This window comes from Brevibacillus sp. FSL L8-0520 (genome assembly GCF_037963895.1).
Taxonomy (GTDB): domain Bacteria; phylum Bacillota; class Bacilli; order Brevibacillales; family Brevibacillaceae; genus Brevibacillus; species Brevibacillus borstelensis.
Genome location: NZ_CP150171.1, coordinates 2,720,685 through 2,736,976, shown reverse-complemented (window position 1 = coordinate 2,736,976; position 16,292 = coordinate 2,720,685). Strand labels below are relative to the sequence as shown.

At 50.6% G+C, this 16,292-nt stretch carries 14 protein-coding genes and 1 pseudogene; 3 read left to right on the top strand and 12 right to left on the bottom strand.

What is annotated here, in order from left to right:
- Positions 1 to 29: 29 nt before the first annotated feature.
- The 8 genes from NSQ24_RS13595 to NSQ24_RS13560 form a co-directional block, all read right to left on the bottom strand.
- The gene (locus NSQ24_RS13595; RefSeq protein WP_003386771.1) at positions 30 to 815 is read right to left on the bottom strand and encodes a DeoR/GlpR family DNA-binding transcription regulator; all 786 of its coding nucleotides are present in this window, start codon (positions 813 to 815) and stop codon (positions 30 to 32) included.
- 195 nt (positions 816 to 1,010) lie between these two features.
- Positions 1,011 to 2,123, bottom strand: coding sequence for a 2-aminoethylphosphonate--pyruvate transaminase (phnW, locus tag NSQ24_RS13590; RefSeq protein WP_003386773.1), 1,113 nt, complete (start codon positions 2,121 to 2,123; stop codon positions 1,011 to 1,013).
- Positions 2,124 to 2,125: 2 nt separating this feature from the next.
- Positions 2,126 to 2,920: a phosphonoacetaldehyde hydrolase gene (gene phnX / locus NSQ24_RS13585; RefSeq protein ID WP_003386775.1), complete on the bottom strand. Its 795-nt coding sequence runs from the start codon at positions 2,918 to 2,920 to the stop codon at positions 2,126 to 2,128.
- Positions 2,921 to 2,936: 16 nt separating this feature from the next.
- Positions 2,937 to 4,637, bottom strand: coding sequence for a putative 2-aminoethylphosphonate ABC transporter permease subunit (locus NSQ24_RS13580; protein WP_339166005.1), 1,701 nt, complete (start codon positions 4,635 to 4,637; stop codon positions 2,937 to 2,939).
- Positions 4,634 to 5,698 carry a putative 2-aminoethylphosphonate ABC transporter ATP-binding protein gene (locus tag NSQ24_RS13575; protein WP_003386777.1) on the bottom strand — a complete coding sequence of 355 codons (1,065 nt, stop codon included), beginning with the start codon at positions 5,696 to 5,698 and terminating at the stop codon, positions 4,634 to 4,636. Before NSQ24_RS13575 ends, NSQ24_RS13580 begins: the two co-directional genes overlap by 4 nt.
- Positions 5,699 to 5,753: 55 nt before the next feature.
- Entirely contained in the window at positions 5,754 to 6,812 is a 1,059-nt protein-coding gene (locus NSQ24_RS13570; protein WP_031933028.1) for a putative 2-aminoethylphosphonate ABC transporter substrate-binding protein, read from the bottom strand.
- Between the two features lie 243 nt (positions 6,813 to 7,055).
- Positions 7,056 to 8,054 carry a histidinol phosphate phosphatase domain-containing protein gene (locus tag NSQ24_RS13565; RefSeq protein ID WP_338461042.1) on the bottom strand — a complete coding sequence of 333 codons (999 nt, stop codon included), beginning with the start codon at positions 8,052 to 8,054 and terminating at the stop codon, positions 7,056 to 7,058.
- A 531-nt stretch (positions 8,055 to 8,585) separates the two neighbouring features.
- Complete coding sequence (locus tag NSQ24_RS13560) at positions 8,586 to 9,062, bottom strand: hypothetical protein (RefSeq protein WP_024984852.1); 477 nt, start codon at positions 9,060 to 9,062, stop codon at positions 8,586 to 8,588.
- 119 nt (positions 9,063 to 9,181) lie between these two features.
- Between NSQ24_RS13560 and NSQ24_RS13555 the strand changes: the two genes are divergently transcribed.
- Positions 9,182 to 10,318 carry a zinc-dependent alcohol dehydrogenase gene (locus NSQ24_RS13555; RefSeq protein WP_339166001.1) on the top strand — a complete coding sequence of 379 codons (1,137 nt, stop codon included), beginning with the start codon at positions 9,182 to 9,184 and terminating at the stop codon, positions 10,316 to 10,318.
- Between the two features lie 135 nt (positions 10,319 to 10,453).
- On the top strand, positions 10,454 to 10,663 hold the full coding sequence (locus NSQ24_RS13550; RefSeq protein ID WP_081607731.1) for a CDGSH iron-sulfur domain-containing protein: 210 nt from the start codon (positions 10,454 to 10,456) through the stop codon (positions 10,661 to 10,663).
- Between the two features lie 6 nt (positions 10,664 to 10,669).
- On the opposite strand, the gene NSQ24_RS13545 is transcribed toward NSQ24_RS13550, so the two are convergent.
- A complete protein-coding gene (locus NSQ24_RS13545; protein WP_003386783.1) occupies positions 10,670 to 11,233 on the bottom strand; it encodes an AAA family ATPase in 564 nt (187 codons plus the stop codon).
- Between the two features lie 214 nt (positions 11,234 to 11,447).
- Positions 11,448 to 12,833 (bottom strand): annotated as a pseudogene (locus tag NSQ24_RS13540) (MFS transporter).
- Between the two features lie 196 nt (positions 12,834 to 13,029).
- On the opposite strand from NSQ24_RS13540, the gene NSQ24_RS13535 reads away from it, so the two are divergent.
- Complete coding sequence (locus tag NSQ24_RS13535) at positions 13,030 to 13,980, top strand: LysR family transcriptional regulator (RefSeq protein WP_122958542.1); 951 nt, start codon at positions 13,030 to 13,032, stop codon at positions 13,978 to 13,980.
- Between the two features lie 72 nt (positions 13,981 to 14,052).
- On the opposite strand, the gene NSQ24_RS13530 is transcribed toward NSQ24_RS13535, so the two are convergent.
- Both NSQ24_RS13530 and NSQ24_RS13525 read right to left on the bottom strand, forming a co-directional pair.
- Complete coding sequence (locus NSQ24_RS13530) at positions 14,053 to 14,412, bottom strand: Lin0512 family protein (protein WP_003386788.1); 360 nt, start codon at positions 14,410 to 14,412, stop codon at positions 14,053 to 14,055.
- A gap of 69 nt (positions 14,413 to 14,481) precedes the next feature.
- Positions 14,482 to 15,858, bottom strand: a complete 1,377-nt coding sequence (locus tag NSQ24_RS13525; RefSeq protein WP_003386789.1) for an MATE family efflux transporter — start codon at positions 15,856 to 15,858, stop codon at positions 14,482 to 14,484.
- Positions 15,859 to 16,292 lie beyond the last annotated feature (434 nt).

Here is a 16,292-nt window from a genome sequence, read left to right as displayed (position 1 = left end):
GAATGGTGAAGCGGCATCATACCCTCCGCTCACTCACCGACAATCCAATTGACGCCTCTTTGATCCAGCTCGTGCCGCCACTCTTTGGGTGCAGGAACGTCACTGATCACACTGTCAATCTCCTTGAGATCGGCCACTTTATAAAACGTACTGATTCCGATTTTGGAGTGATCCGTCAAGACGATGATCTCCTGAGAATGTTCGATAAACCGCCTCCCCAGCATTGCTTTGTCGGCATCATAGCTGGTAATCCCTTTGTGAGCCAGAATCCCGTCGATCGAGATAAAAGCCTTGTCGACAAAAAAGTTTTGCATCATTTTTTCCGCAAGCGTTCCGACTGTTCGAAAATGCTTTGACTGTACCTTTCCGCCGATAAAGTATACCTCTCCGGTGAACAGCTCCCGGTTCAGATAATCCATCAGAACATTCAATGCCGGTACGGAGATGGTGAGAATTTTGAGATTCTTCTTATTGATTAAATAGCTCAACATATGCAGCGTTGTCGTACCGTCATCGATCACGATTGCGTCGTTGTCCTGCACCAGTTTGGCTGCCGCCCGGCCGATCTTTTTCTTTTCCTCGGCGTGCGACACCTCTCTCGTCAGGTGGGACGGCTCCTCCCGGTCGTAGTTGATCTTGACCGCCCCGCCGTAAACACGTTTCAGCTTTTTTTCGCTTTCCAGCTCTTCGAGATACCGCCTGATCGTCTCCGAGGATACTTGCAGCTTTTCCACTAGTTCGTTCGTTCGCACTTTTCCGGCGTAGTTCAGTAGATGGATGATGACTTCTTTGCGCTCTTCACCCACCAGAGACATGGATAAAGTCCTCCTGTCTGCATGAGCAATTTTCCAATTGGTAAGGATTGTTGGTTTGATCCGGGTTCAGTCCTTCGAGCTTGGTTAAAGCAACAGAAATATAGGAAAATACATATTCCATGCATGTGTTATATTGTTTTTACTTGGTCCTATGGGTGAAAAATAAGCCTCTTCGCTGTTCACCAAGAGGGCCTGTTACCAAAATCGGTTTTTATCGATCGCTTCTACCAGCCGCTTCATGTCATGCGGATACACCTCGCCAATATTGCCGATGCGGAATGTGTCTGCCAACGAAATTTTTCCTGGATAAATCACAAAGCCTTCCTTTTTCAAGCGCTCATAAAAGCCGTGAAAGGTAAACGCTGCGCTCTCCGGATAGTAAAAGGAGGTAATGATCGGCGACTGGCTTGATCTTGGCAAAAGTGTCCGAAAGCCGATCTGCTCCATTCCATCAACCAATGTGCGTTGGTTTTCCCTGTACCGGATCTCCCGCGCTTTTACGCCACCTTCCTCCTCCAGCTCCAGCATGGCCTGGTAAAAGGCGCGGACCACATGCGTCGGAGATGTATACCGCCACTTGCCATTGTAGGTTTCCATGGTCTCCCACTGATCGTACAGGTCAAGCGAAAGGGAACGGGCCCGCCCTTTGCATTTTTTCAATTCCTCCGTCTTCGCGAGGATAAAACCAAAGCCAGGCACTCCCTGGATGCACTTGTTGGCGCTTGAGATCAAAAAGTCGATTTCCAGTTCAGCGGCATCAATCTCAACCCCGCCAAAGCTGCTCATGGCGTCCACAATGAGCACCTTGCCGAATGCTTTTGCGATCTTGCCCACTTCAGCGATCGGGTTGAGCATCCCGGTCGTCGTCTCGCAATGAACGACGGCTACGTGCGTAATCTCCGGATCGCCCTCCAGCACTTCCTGCAGCTTCTCGGGCTGCGTCTGCGACACTTCGCCAAAATCGATCACCAGCGTGTTGACCTTGAGCACCCGGGCAATCTGGACGATCCTGTTTCCGTATGCGCCGTTGGTCAATATGAGCAGCTTGCCATCGTCCGGGACGGCGGAACCGATGACCGCTTCCACGGAAAATGTTCCGCTCCCCTGCATCAGCACAGACGTGTAGTCGTCGTGGTTATTGCCTGCCAGTCTCACCAGCTTTCGCCTGATTTCCTGCACCAGATCGTTGTATTCGTCATCCCATGTGCACCAGTCCCGCAGCATCGCGGCCTTTACTCCTTTTGACGTGGAAAGCGGTCCCGGTGTGAGCAGCAGATACGGGTTATCCGGCAACTGAGTGATCTTCATGGTCATCTCTCCTTTTGCGCAAGGCGCAGATTGATTTTGGGAATCAGCGTATCCAGCTCGCCGATGCTGTCTATGACGTAATCGGCTCCGGCCTCCTTGAAACGCTTGGCTACGGCTTCCATCCTGTCTGCCAAAAGATCGGGGTCGCACTCCAGGACTTCCCTCTCCGTCATTCCGAGTTCACTGCTTCCTTTGATAACTCCGACTGCCCAGGCGCCGGCATTGACTGCCTCCCTGATGTCACTGGTCGTATCGCCTACCTTGATCACGTGCTTCATCGGAAACACGCCGAGGTTGATCGCATTTTGATAGCACATCCACGGGTATGGCCGCCCCGCAGGCATTTCGGTGGGCGTGACCAAGGAATCGGGCGCGTATCCGCGTTTTTTCGCTTCCGGCGCGACGATGGCCATCATTTCTGCGGTATAGCCTGTAGTTGAACCGATTTTGATGCCTGCCCGCCGCAAGCGGTCCACCAGCTCCAGCACACCGGGAATCGGCGTCGTATAGTTTCTCAGGATGGAGAAAAGCATCGGTTCGAAATCGGCGTAAAGCATGTCGACATCCTTTTTCTCCGGGTATCTGCCGTACTTCTCTTTCCATAAGCCCGCAATCCGCTCCATCTGGCACATCGTGTTGATGTGGTCCCACTTGAGCATGCCCATCGGCTCCCGAGCCTCTTCATGCGTCACCTCGATTCCCTTCTTTTTGAACACCTCCAGAAAGACGTCCAGTGGCGCAAAACATCCGTAGTCAACCGTAGTTCCAGCCCAGTCAAAAATTACTGCTTGAATCATTTCCTCTCTCCCACCTTTATCTTTTTTGCCATGCCTCCGTTTTCTTTCTCACCTTTCGGGTGCCGATTTCGTAGACGATCCGGACGACGATGTTGGTCGCCACGATCAAGACGGACATCGCAGCCGCTGCGGCAACATCACCGGCGTCATCCATGTTGACGATGGAGACTGAAGCCAGCTTGAAGTCGGCGGAGTAAAGAAAGACGACGGCAGAGATAGTAACCATGGAGTTGATAAAGTAGTAGACGGCGATCTCCAAAATGGCTGGCAACGACATGGGTACCGTCACCCGCAAAAAAGTGATATAGAATGGCACGCCCATCGATTCGGATGCGAGTTCAAATTCCTTGTCCAGCTTTTTCAGCGCGGTCGTCGCCGTGATGAACGGAACCGCGTAGAAGTGGACGATATTCGCGATTACGAGGATGAGCACAGTGCCGTAAATCCAGTTCAACGGGTTGTCAGGATGGTTGAAGAAGAAAATGTACGCAAGCCCGATCACCAACCCAGGCAGGGCGAGCGGCAGGATGGAAAGAAAGTATCCTACCTGGCGCATCCCCTTGAGAAACCGCGTTTTTTCGATGATATAAGCATTGACAAAGGTGATCACCGTTCCCGCTGCCGCACTGTAGAAGGCGACGAGCATGCTGTTCCAAAATGGCTGCATTCCCTCCCCCGCTACTTTTGTAAAGTCGAAGTGGGCAAGCGTCATGCTCAGATCATAGGGCCAGACCTTTACAAGCGAAGCGAAGACGACCGTACCGAGCATGATGAAGATCGAAGCTGTAATCAGTGAGCAGTAGGCAAAGAAAGCATGATCCCGCCACTTTCTCGGTGTGATCTTGTACGGCGTGGACTTGGCTGTGACGGCTGAGTTCTGCTTCCTCTCCACGATCCTGTCGACGATAAATGCGAGAATCGCAGGCAAGATCAGGATAATCCCCACAGTGGCCCCCATCGTCGTATTTTGTTGGCCAATCACCTGCTTGTAGATGTCCGTGGCCAGCACGTTGAATTGACCGCCCACCACTTTCGGAGCGCCGAAGTCAGTAAAGCTCAAGGTAAAACAGACGAAGATCGCACTGACCAGACCGTACTTGACATTCGGCAGGGTCACCGTTAAAAACTGGCGGAGACGGCTCGCCCCCATCGTCTCCGCCGCCTCGTACAAATTGTAGTCGGCAAATGCCAGCGAAACGGCCATGATCAGGTAGGCCTGCGGAAACGTATAGATTACCTCCGAGATAATAATCCCGAGCGGTCCGTACAGCTCCATCTCAAAGCCGGGCAAGAGTCCGAAAAATCCCGTCGTGAGAATTCCCTGGTTGCCAAACAGATAGGTAAGTGCGATCCCGTGCATCATCGTCGGAGCAAACAGCGGCAGCATCGCGGCATAGCGAAAAAATGTCTTGCCCCTCATGTCAGTCCGCGTCAGGGCAAATGCGTACAGAAAAGCCATAGCCACAGAAATGATCGTCGTGATCCCGGACACGTACAAGGTGTTGGTAAACGACTGGACAAGAGCAGGTGTGGCAAAGTAATGGACAAAGTTGGAGAAGCCGATGTATTGGCCGCTCTCGTCGAGAAATGCTCGGCTGAACAAATCGCCCAGCGGCATCAGGACGCTGATGAACAGGACGATCACGATGCCTGTGATCAGAATTTTCTGAATCAACTCATCCCTGCCCATCTTCTGGCGGACGGTTCTTGTGCTCATCGCTGGTCACTCCCCGTCTTTTTCGCCACGGCTGCCTGATCAAACGAGATCAGACTTTCGATCGGCATTTCAAAAGCGACCCGCTTATCCCGGCTGAGCCCCAGACGGTGTGTTTGGCCCACAGGAAGGTCCATCGTGACGAGGTGGGGAAGAATGCCGTCCTGCTCGCTTGTGAGCTGCAGTGTGACACGGTAAAAGGAGCCGCGAAATTCCATGTCTTGGACGATGGCCTTCTGGCTGTACTCCGCTTCGGGTTCCATCAGGTGAATGTTTTCCGGGCGAATGGCCAGAAGGCGGTCCTCTCCTTTTGCATGACCGGAAAAAACAGACGGTTCCAAAAAGTTGATGGCTCCTACGAAATCCGCAACGAACGGGCTGTTCGGCTTTTGATATACCTCCTGGGGAGTTCCTACCTGAACCACTTCCGCGTTGTTCATCACGACGATCCGGTCAGCCATCGTCAACGCTTCTTCCTGATCATGCGTCACCATGATCGTCGTAATGCCGATTTTTTCATGCAGATTCCTCAGTTCCCGGCGCAATTTGAGGCGAACCTTGGCATCCAAAGCCGAAAGCGGCTCATCCAGGAGCAGAAAGTCCGGGGACAGGGCGATGGCCCGGGCCAAAGCGACACGCTGCTGCTGGCCACCGGACAGTTGGGAGGGATACTTGTCGCGAATATGCTCCAGATCGATCAGCGCCAATACTTCCTGCACTTTTTCCTGCACTTCTTTTTTGGAAAGCTTTTTGGCCTGAAGTCCATAGGCGATATTTTGAGCCGCCGTCAGGTTGGGAAACAGGGCGTATGACTGAAACATCATGCCAAAGTTGCGCTTTGCCGGGGGGAGGGCTGTAATGTCTCGGCCACCTACGAATATCCGGCCATCCGTTGGCTGCTCCAACCCTGCCAAAATACGGAGCAGTGTGGTTTTCCCGCATCCGCTTGGTCCGAGCAGGCAGATAAACTCGTTCTTTTTGATGTCGATGTCGATGGACGTGAGCGCTACAAACTTGCCGAACGTTTTCCTGATTCCCTTGATGGAAAGATATGGATTTGCCATACGTTCCTCCCTTCCTCCATTTCACTGGATTCGAAGCTTGCAACCACGAATAGCGTTAGTTTTTCGGCTCGCTCTTTGTGCTGAATCGTTTATCCCACTCTGCCAGGATCTTTGGCCGTTCTTTGGCCACTTTGCTTAAATCGTTCTGGATGAGCTGTGATTTGGGATCTTTCGTATAGCCCTCCGGAATCGTCCCGCCAGCGCTGCTAAGCGTAATGATGGCAAAGTTTTTATTGTATTCCTTCATGGCTTCATCCGTAATGGCCCAGTCGAGGAACAGCTTGGCTTCCGGCTTGATCTGTTTCTTTTTGACGAGGGCGTTGGCCTCTACATCCCAGCCAGCGCCTTCTTCGGGGAAGACGACTTCAAGCGGAGCCCCTTTTTTCTTTTCGGTAATGCCCCGGTATCCGAAAGAGATCCCGATCGGATATTCACCGGCTGCAGCCATCTTCGCGGGCTTGGACCCGGAATGTGTATAGAGGGCGATGTTTTCGTGCAATTTGTCCATGTACTTCCAGGCTTCTTCCTCTCCCCAGAGCTGGATCCAGGCTGAGACCGTAAAGAATCCGGTGCCCGAAGAGGACGGGTTGGGCATGACGATCATCCCTTTGTACTCTGGTTTGATCAGATCACGATATGTTTTTGGGATGGGCAGATTGTGTTTTTCCAGTTCCTTGGTATTGACGACAAAGGCGGTCTCAAAGGCATCGATGCCGACCCAGTGCGCCGGCTCTTTCGAATCTCTAAATTCCGGCAATATCCGCTCAATGCCTTTTGGCGAATACGGTTCCAGTACGCCTTGGAATTCTGCTCCCAAAAGCTCAGTCGCAGCTGTACCCCACACCACATCCGCTTGCGGATTGTCTTTCTCCGCAATCAGCTTGGCTACAATGACCCCGGTAGAATCCCTGACGATATTTAGCTTGATCTCCGGGTGTGCTTTTTTGAAGGCGTCCACGTAGGCTTTTAGCTGGTCGTCTTCAAGTGCAGTGTAAACGGTAAGCTCAGATGAGCCCCCCTTGCCCCCGGCAGCCGGACTGGAGGATTGTCCGCAACCTGCGAGAACCGATAACAGCAGAACACCAGTCAAAAATGCGCTATACCATTTTTTCATCCCAAATCCCTCCCCTTTGTTCCCTCTCCTGGCTCCCCTTCCAATCTGCATCGGTTAAGACAAGACCAATTACACATTAATTGATTTGTTTTCCCGTTTTTTAGTTGTTTTTCGTTTTTATTATATAGTGAATTGACTGAAGATTTCAAATGTTTTTTATAAAAAAAGAGCCGAGCTCCTTTGCTCCACTCTTTTCTTACACTTGAAATGATTCTTCTGTATGTGTGATTGCGGTACTTCTTGTTACTGAAGTGCTGCCTCACGGCGGACGCGTTTTTCAAATGTGACGATCTCCGTGTACCCTGCCGCTTTCAGCGCTTTGCGGGCTTCTGGCAAAAAGCTGCCCAAATGGTCGGGGAAATGGGCGTCAGAGGATGTTGTGATCGGAACGCCCTGCTCACGCAAAACTCGCAGAAAGCTCGGGCTCGGGCACATTTCTTTTACGGGGTAGCGATAGAACAGACCCGTGTTGATCTCTGTGGCTGTATCGTGCTGCCGCAGCAGTTGGGCAATGCGCTGATAGTACGGGAGAAGCTGCTCTTCTTCCGGCCGGTGGCCAAATACCTTGAGATTGTCCAAATGCGCGATGATGTCGAACAGTCCGGATGAGATCGCCTCCTCCACTGTCTGAAACACATCGCGATAAAGCAGCCTCAAGTCTGTCTCCGCAAACCGTGACTGTGTATCCGGATTGTCAAACCCCCAGCCGCCGACAAAATGGACAGAGCCGATGACATGATCCCAGGGATATTGCCTAATCAATGGGGCAAGCACAGCTTCTCCGCCGGAAAAATAGTCCGCTTCGATGCCTAGCCGCAAATCGATGCCGTCGGACTCCCAGATCCGTTTTTGCTCCTGAATAAAGGAGACGAACGCATCGATTGAGGTGCAGCAGACCTGATCCAGCCAAAGCTTCTGCATGCGTCCCAGCTCATCGTCTCCGAGATTTATGTTTGCTTCAAAGTAGGGCTTGAATTCCTTGAAGCGGTAGAGATGATCCACGATTCCAACGTGTGAGAGACCCAATTCTTTGGCCCGCTTACGGTACAAGTCGAGCCATACACGCGAGTAGGCTCCTTGCTTGATTCGCCTGTTCATCTGGTCCGACAGATCTTCCATCCATTCCAGCGCATGTTTTTGGCCAGCCGTTTGACGAAATGAAAGCAAAGCCTCTGCCGTCCGGGTCCACCAACGAAGGGAGTACGGCCCCTCCTCCAAATGGACATGATAGTCTACGTACATGGCATTTTCCCCTCCCGCTTTTGTTCGCCACAGTAATTCACTTGTTGGTTTGTGTGTTTTCTTATTCTTTGTTGGATTGTGTTGCTTTTGTCTGTTGGTGACTATTATACGGGGAGGAAATAGGGATGTACAATTGATTTTTCAAGTGAGCAGAAATGAGCCAGGATCTTTCCTCTATTGACTGCTTGCTCAGATGATCTTCTTTCCGCCGGACTTTCGCTGCTTCGTTTTATCTGCAGGATGGCAATCTTTCATAAACCGATTCCGTGAATGTGGAGGTGTATCTAGCGGGGAATGCATTGCCCGTTTTTCCGAATACACAAGAAAGCAGCCGACTGTCAAGTAAGCTCGTTTGTCCCTATAGCTCCTAATGATCAATCTCATGCTGTCTCAATTCCAACGGTGGTCCCGTCATACCTACTCGGCGTAAGGATGCAGTTGATTTGACTGTTACCAAGCAAAAATATGCAAAAAGAAAACGCTGTTTTCCAGGTGGAAACAGCGTTTTTATGGTCGATCTTCTGTTGTGAGCTATTGCAGTTTAAAGCCTTCTTCTAACAAATACCGTTTCGCCTCTTTATGCGACTCGAAGGCCTCCTCCAGGTTTGGACCTGCATAAACATTCCATAGCTCATCTTCCTGTACGAGCTGCAGGGTCTGCCCGTTTGGACCCACCCAAGTTTCGCGCGTCTGTTCCTGAGCTGCATCTGTGCTTGCTTTTGGCTCTGGTTTACGGGACAAGTAATCGATTGAAGCTTGAATAATGGCTCGCAGTTCATCCGCAGAATAATCGCGAATGTTCACCATGCCCTTTGGGTCTGTCGCTTTTTTGGGCAAATGTCCGGCATATACAAAGCCATTGCCGTTCGGATGCAGGTTTTGCACGACGATTTTCTTGTCATGGAGACTCTCTTCGAAATGAAAGTTGAAACGGCCAAGCGACACCGGTTTCTTATGTAATTGCGGAAACGATTCGATAATCGCCAGTTTTTCTTCAAAAGTAAGCATGAATTCCTCCGTGATCCTAATGTCATTTCATATTGCACGATTATATCACAAGCGTTTGTTGGATAGCCAATGGGAATAGCGCCATTCCGTCAGGGGATAATACACACGGGAGGTGAATCATGAAAGCTGTTACGTATCAAGGGTTCAAAGATGTCAAGGTAAAAGAGGTCAACGATCCTAAAATTGAAAAGCCGGACGATATCATTGTCAGGCTGACATCCACTGCAATCTGCGGCTCTGATTTGCATTTGATTCACGGCATGATACCCAACATGCCCGAGGACTTTATCATCGGTCACGAACCAATGGGGATTGTCGAGGAAGCGGGTCCGAATGTCATCAAGGTTAAAAAGGGCGACCGTGTGATTATCCCTTTTAATATCAGCTGCGGCGAATGCTTCTATTGCAAAAACCAGTTGGAAAGTCAATGCGACAATTCCAACCCTCACGGCGAAACGGGCGCATTTTTCGGCTATTCGGAAACGGCCGGCGGGTATGCAGGTGGACAAGCAGAGTTCTTGCGTGTCCCCTACGCCAATTTTGTCCCTTTTCGCATCCCGGATGACTGCGAGATTGAAGATGAGAAACTCGTGTTGATGTCCGATGCCATGGCTACAGCTTACTGGAGTGTAGACAATGCAGGCGTGAAAAAGGGAGATACGGTAATCGTTCTCGGATGCGGGCCAGTAGGTTTGCTTACCCAAAAATTTGCCTGGCTCAAATGGGCAAAAAGAGTGATCGCCGTTGACTATATCGACTACCGTTTGCAGCATGCCAAGCGAACCAATCAAGTCGAGATTGTCAACTTTGAGGCAGAAGAAAATATCGGCAATCATTTGAAGGAAATGACCAAAGGCGGAGCGGACGTCGTCATCGACTGTGTAGGAATGGACGGGAAAATGACGCCTTTGGAAATGATAGCGACAGGTCTCAAGCTGCAAGGCGGTGCCATGGGCGCCATCGTCATCGCAACCCAGGCTGTTCGCAAAGGCGGCACCATTCAGATTACGGGTGTGTACGGGATGAGATACAATGCTTTCCCGCTCGGCGACATTTTTCAACGGAATGTGAATCTCAGAACCGGACAAGCCCCTATCATTCACTACATGCCGCATTTGTACAACTTGATTGCGGAAGGAAAAGTCGATCCCGGAGACATCGTGACACATGTTTTGCCGCTGGATCAAGCAGAACACGGCTATGAGATCTTCGACACAAAGACGGATGGCTGCATTAAAGTCGTACTAAAGCCATAAGAGGATTTCCTCTGGCTGATTATGATCGATCCCTTTATTTAAAAAGGGTCTGCTGGTGTAAACCGGAAAACAAATTCCGAGATGACAAGCTTGGCCGGAACAATACTCACGATCATCCTTCCGAGGTGATGAAATCTGGAAAACGAGAAAGTCACGATAAAAATCAACGATAACGGCTCCATCCGCGTCAACGGCAATGTTGACCTGATAGATGCGCTCGGCGGCCGGTTTGAGGCAGGCTCCACGTTTTCACTTTGCCGCTGCGGTCATTCAGAGAAAAAGCCTTTCTGTGACGGGACGCATAAAAAAATCGGATTCGAGAGCGCGCCGCGGGCGGGAGGATGACTCCTGCTAGTATGGACTGTCTGTTTCTTCGATGATTCCTTGGGCCCACACCCTCCCCCATATTTCATCGAGGGTTTGCGCTGCGGTTTGGTTGGTGGTATCCAGCCACAGACCGATCTTGGGTGTCTCTTCCCGCAAGCGCCGATCAAGCTCGTCTGCCGTCCAAAGTCCGTACCCTGTTTTTGGGCGACTCTTCTCCCTCTCCATTACGGCTTCCGGACGGGGAGCCAGAACGATTACATACAAAGGCCTGCTTTGAATCCTCGTCACGGTTTCAGCGAGGAAGGAACCGATTATGACATCTTGCAAAACGACGGTAAATCCCGCACGGTAGTATCGATCAGCGGTCGAAGCCGCTATTTCATGCCGCAGGCTGAGCTGCCGGACGGACTCTTGGGATGTCTCCGGCAGCATTTCTTCTCTTCCGTTGACGATCATCTTCCGAAACGCATCTCCCCGCAGGTGGACACTCTTTTCGAATTTCTCCGCAAGCATTTGTGCGATCGTTGATTTTCCTGCAGCCATGACTCCCGTTATGAGAAATATTCCGTTTCTGTTTTCTTTTTGCATCTTGTATCCCCCTTATCTGACCGCCGCCGTTATTCCCGATCCGAATTATTTCACGCTCGTCAGAACAAGCCGGATAAAATCGATAAGCGTCTTCTCTGGAAACAGCTAAGCAAGAATGATGACCAGACAGGTCTTCCTTTCATGATCTTCATCCTCTCTTTGCCTTTCTTGCTCTACGATTGTGTTGCGTTCACGGGTACACGAATTCCCGTCATCAGGCATCCGCATGAAGCTTTCCTGCCTGACTCGTTTTTCTCATCAATGTGAAGTAAATCGACACCATGGCGATGTACAGACACGCCAAGACAAAATAGATGCTGCTGTAGACAGATGCCTCGCCGGATAAAGGGGCAACGATCACGTTACCGGCGGAGCCGCTCCCCAGATCGACGATTTTGCTGTAAACACTTGCAAAAACAGCTCCAGCGATAAAGTTCAAGAGAGACATCATTCCCATGCCGACCCCAACCTGATCCTTAGGCAGCAGTTTGGAGGTCGTATTGGATAGTGCAATTAAAATGAACGTCTGGCCCACATTGCCGAAGATGAGAATGACGGCGATAAGGACCGGGGAGAACCCGGCAAAGAATGACAGCAGGACAAAGCAGATAAAGAGCAATGCCGTAGCCGTATAGAACAAAAAGGGATTTCCTTTTGAATCTGCCAGCTTCCCGCCAGTCCTTCCCAGAATGGCCGCCGAGATAGCGGCCGGCACCATGACAAAACCGACGACTCCGGGAGCGAGTTGATTCAGTTGGGACAGCATCTGCGGGCTTAGAAAAGGAAGCGCGTAGCCGATTCCGCTTGCCAGAAAAGCAAGCACGAGCATGAGCGAGTAGCTTTTGTTTGCAAACAGTCTCGGTTGGACAAAAGGCTCGGTTGAACGATGGATGTGAAGCAAAAACAAGGCAAGCAAGATGGCTCCAGCCAATGCGAGCATCCATCCTCCATTCGTAACAGCCAAAAGCACCAGAGCCACCGTTCCTGCCAGCAAACCAGCGCCGATCCAATCCAGTTTGCCTTTCCGTCCGGGCTCATCGTCCAAATACTTTCGATAAAACGGGAGCGTAATAAGGGTGAGAAGAGGGATACAGAACAGCCACCGCCAATGGACAAAGCTAGCAACGAACGCCGCTACAATTGGCGCAAGCGCCCCACCCAGCGCAAGTCCCGTAGCAGATATGCCCAGAGCGCGTCCCCTGCTCTCCGGTGGAAAATAGCGGATCGGTATGATCATGCCTGTTGCCGGAATAACCGAAGCCCCTACTGCCTGTAAAATCCGTCCAAGCAGAACCATCCAAAATGCTTGTGCGGCCAGACCGATCATCGAGCCAACTGCAAAGGCTGCCAGTCCAAAGGTGAGCAAGCTTTTCAGCCTTTATGTGTCCGCCAGTTTGCCATACGTGACGCTTCCGATCGCATAAATCAGCATGTACGAGACCGACACCCAGCTGACCTGCGCGAAGGAAAGTTGAAAATCAGATCTGATCTCAGGCAGAACGATATTGAACATAGTCGCGCTCATCACTGAGATGACGAGCGTGACAGCCAATAGTCGAATCAATTTTTCTCCCGCTTGATGTACATCAATCTTGTTTATGGGTAAACTCCCCTTTCTTTCAGATTGTTCTGATGTGCGTCACCTTTGTGTGTCCTCTACATGCACGGTTTCACCAGGTTGTTTCACTGTTGTCGTCTCGCACGATTTATTCTACAATCGATACTATAGAAATAAAAATATTTATTAATATATCTCTACATATACTGGGGGATATGAATCCGGGGTGATAGATGATATGGAACTGCTGCAGCTGCACTACTTTCGGACAGTTGCCAGACTTGAGCATATGACGAAGGCGGCCCAAGAGCTGCGCATTGCACAGCCTGCCCTCAGCAAGACGATTTCACGGCTTGAAGAGGATCTCGGCGTTCCGTTGTTCGACCGTCAAGGCAGACAAATCCGCCTCAATATGTTCGGTCAGGCATTTTTGAAAAAGGTGGAAACGGCGCTGACTGCACTGGAAGAAGGGCGCAGAGAGGTGGCCGATATGGCGGGGATGGAGCGCGGCAGCATTTATGTAGCGACTCCTACCTTGCATCGCTTGTCTGAGCCGCTAGGTGCTTTTCTGGCTCTGCACCCAAACGTGAATTTTCGGATCACACAAGCTTCTCTGGAGGAAATGTCGCGTCTTATGGAAAACGGCGATGTCGATTTTTGTTTTACTGCCGTTCCTATTGAAGGTGCGGGCATTCATCAATTGCCCGTACTGAAGGAGGAGGTGTTTTTGGCGGTGCCTCCTGGGCATCGGTTGGCTTCTAGAAAAAGCGTATCGTTGAGCGAGGTGGCCCATGATCCATTTGTCGGGTACAAGGAGAGCTTTCCTTTTCGGAAAATGAATGATGAGTTCTGTCTTCAGGCAGGGTTCAAACCCAATGTCGTCTGCGAGGTTGATGAGCCATCCGCGATCAGCAGCCTTGTTCAGGCAGGACTCGGCGTCGCTTTTGTGGGCGCATGCAAAACCGACAAGAAATCTCCATTGATCAAGCTGGATATTGAAAGCCCGGTTTGTCAGCGAACGTACCAGCTTGCGTGGCATGAAAAGCGCTATCTCTCCAAGGCAGCTAAGAAGTTCCGGGAGTTTGTCGTGAAATATTTTACCGATATGCAGCAAGGAGCAGCTGCACCTCCCGTTTTGCAGGAAGTTGCCGCTTCACAGGCAACAAATAAAAAGAACCCGGCGGTATAACGCATCACCGGGTTCTTCCTTTCCCTTCCAAATAGGAAAATGGTTTTTCCTTGTAAGGCTGCAGGCAGCCGCTCAATAGCCTACTTCCACAGAAGCGATGACCACATAAGCGAGATCATTTTTATCCTCCTTGTCAGCAAGGACGACACCGCTGCTCGTGAGCATGCCTCCCTCGACAACGTCAAAGGTGACTTCGCCGTATGGCAATTCTGCACGAACGGCAGCCAAATCCAGCTTGTCCATGTCAGCCGGCACAGCGAGTCTGACGTTTACTTTCATCATGTTGATGTCATGATTCGGCAATACAGATCGCAGACCCGGCATCGAGTTGTGGTGGATTGCATTTTGCACCGCTCTCACGGCTGCTTTTGTCACGTTTTGGCCGTGCAAATCAACCCCCATCCCGATCTCGATAAACATTACTTTATCCATAACAGGTTCACTCCTCTATCAAACTTTGGTCGCCATCTCTATCTTACCATCTTTTCACGGTCAGCCGCTTTACGCAGATGGATGCACCAAAGACTTTTGTTCCCACGCTCTGCTTCTCCAGCGGAAAAACATGATGATTCCGCGCATCCACTCATCTGCCGCAATCGCCAGCCAGATTCCCGCCAAGCCCAGATCGAGCGAAAATGCGAGATAATAGCCGAGCGGCAGGCTCATGCAGACCATCGACAGCAGCCCCATATAAACCGGAAATTTGGCATCCCCTGCCGCGCGCAAGGAGTTGATCAGGATCAGGTTGAACGTCCTGCCGGATTCCAGCAGTATGCTAAGCAAAAGGATCTGCGTCGCCAGAGCGATTATCTCCCGATCTTCCGTAAAGAGCTCGATGATCGGCACTCGGAAAAGGATAATGACAATATTAACGGCAATGGTTAAAAACAGGCCCCAGCGCAAGCTTCGCCACACCCGCTTATACGCTTCCTCGGTCCGCCCGGCTCCGACCATGCGGCCTGTGATAATCGCCGTCCCCATCCCGATAGCCAAGCTAAACAGATAGATGAACGTAGAGATGTTCATGACATATTGCCGTGATGCCATCTCGACAGCCCCGAGGAGTGTCGCGTAATAAAGAAACACCGTCTGACACGCATTGTAGGTTACCTGCTCAAACGCGGAGGGAATGCCGATCCGCAAGATTTTTTTGATGTATTCCATGGAAAAGCTGAAGTAATCCCGGACCGCGATCTTGACTTCCATCAGACGGTATAGCAGCCAGAAAAAGATAAAGAGGGAGATGAGCCGGCTTACAACGGTTGAGATCGCTGCACCTTCCACTCCCAGCTCTGGAAAGCCGAGATGGCCAAAAATCAACAGGTAATTTCCGATGACGTGAATGACATTCATCCCCAAGGATACAAGCATCGACTCTTTTGTATAGCCATACGTCCGTATAATGCTGGCCAGCGTATTGATGACTGCTTGCAGAAAAAGCCCGCCACCGACAATCGTAATGTAGGTTTGCGCGTAATGCAAAATCTCCCCCTGCAGATTGACAGACTGGAGCAGGGATTTTCCAAACAGGATGAAACAGGTGCTGATCACAACGCCGATCATCAGGTTCAATGTGACGGCAATGGCGGAAATTCTCGCCGCATCTTCCCGTCTGTTTGAGCCGATATACTGGGCAATCACGATGGAAGCTCCGTTTCCGATAACCTCCATGATCAAGATGGCGATAAAAATATATTGATTGGCCGCTCCAACCGCCGAAACGGCATTGTCCGAGACCTCGCTCAACATGAAGGTGTCGGCACTGCCCATGAGCATGAATAAAAACAATTCCAAAAAGATGGGCCAGGTCAATACAAAGAGATTGAAGTCTTTTGGAGTCGTCTGCTTGGTTGCAGCCTTGGTTGCGATTGATTTCATGATCGTACCTTTCTAACCCTTTGTCTGAGGCGACACCGCATGATGCAGGTGTTGACCAGCGGCTTTTTGAGTTGTTCTCGCATTCTTATTAAGGACAAAATGAACTGATCTACCTAGATGAAACTGTTCTTTCTTTGCAGAGATCATCTCCTTGTCTAACAGCATTGCAAATTTTAACAGCACTAACTTTTTTGCAAAACTTATTGTAAGCCAGTCCAAGAAATTAATAAATAGTTTAGCGGCGAATAAGATGATTTGCCTGCAGATATGGAATGAAAGGGCAACAAAAAGCCGGCTTAGCTCCTGTAGAGAGCTGCCGGCCGCACAGGCTATCTTTCGCATGAGGTTTTTAAGCTTCTCTTTGGATTTGCTCTTTTTAACAATCCCCCTTGGTTCATCCAGAGGATTTTTTCTCTGCCATAATCGGATTTACC

Bases quoted from the DNA above. Each gene is read 5' to 3' on its own strand.
- NSQ24_RS13595 (WP_003386771.1), bottom strand. From the start codon at position 815: ATGTCTCTGGTGGGTGAAGAGCGCAAAGAAGTCATCATCCATCTACTG.
- phnW (WP_003386773.1), bottom strand. From the start codon at position 2,123: ATGAAGATCACTCAGTTGCCGGATAACCCGTATCTGCTGCTCACACCG.
- phnX (WP_003386775.1), bottom strand. From the start codon at position 2,920: ATGATTCAAGCAGTAATTTTTGACTGGGCTGGAACTACGGTTGACTAC.
- NSQ24_RS13580 (WP_339166005.1), bottom strand. From the start codon at position 4,637: ATGAGCACAAGAACCGTCCGCCAGAAGATGGGCAGGGATGAGTTGATT.
- NSQ24_RS13575 (WP_003386777.1), bottom strand. From the start codon at position 5,698: ATGGCAAATCCATATCTTTCCATCAAGGGAATCAGGAAAACGTTCGGC.
- NSQ24_RS13570 (WP_031933028.1), bottom strand. From the start codon at position 6,812: ATGAAAAAATGGTATAGCGCATTTTTGACTGGTGTTCTGCTGTTATCG.
- NSQ24_RS13565 (WP_338461042.1), bottom strand. From the start codon at position 8,054: ATGTACGTAGACTATCATGTCCATTTGGAGGAGGGGCCGTACTCCCTT.
- NSQ24_RS13560 (WP_024984852.1), bottom strand. From the start codon at position 9,062: ATGCTTACTTTTGAAGAAAAACTGGCGATTATCGAATCGTTTCCGCAA.
- NSQ24_RS13555 (WP_339166001.1), top strand. From the start codon at position 9,182: ATGAAAGCTGTTACGTATCAAGGGTTCAAAGATGTCAAGGTAAAAGAG.
- NSQ24_RS13545 (WP_003386783.1), bottom strand. From the start codon at position 11,233: ATGCAAAAAGAAAACAGAAACGGAATATTTCTCATAACGGGAGTCATG.
- NSQ24_RS13535 (WP_122958542.1), top strand. From the start codon at position 13,030: ATGGAACTGCTGCAGCTGCACTACTTTCGGACAGTTGCCAGACTTGAG.
- NSQ24_RS13530 (WP_003386788.1), bottom strand. From the start codon at position 14,412: ATGGATAAAGTAATGTTTATCGAGATCGGGATGGGGGTTGATTTGCAC.
- NSQ24_RS13525 (WP_003386789.1), bottom strand. From the start codon at position 15,858: ATGAAATCAATCGCAACCAAGGCTGCAACCAAGCAGACGACTCCAAAA.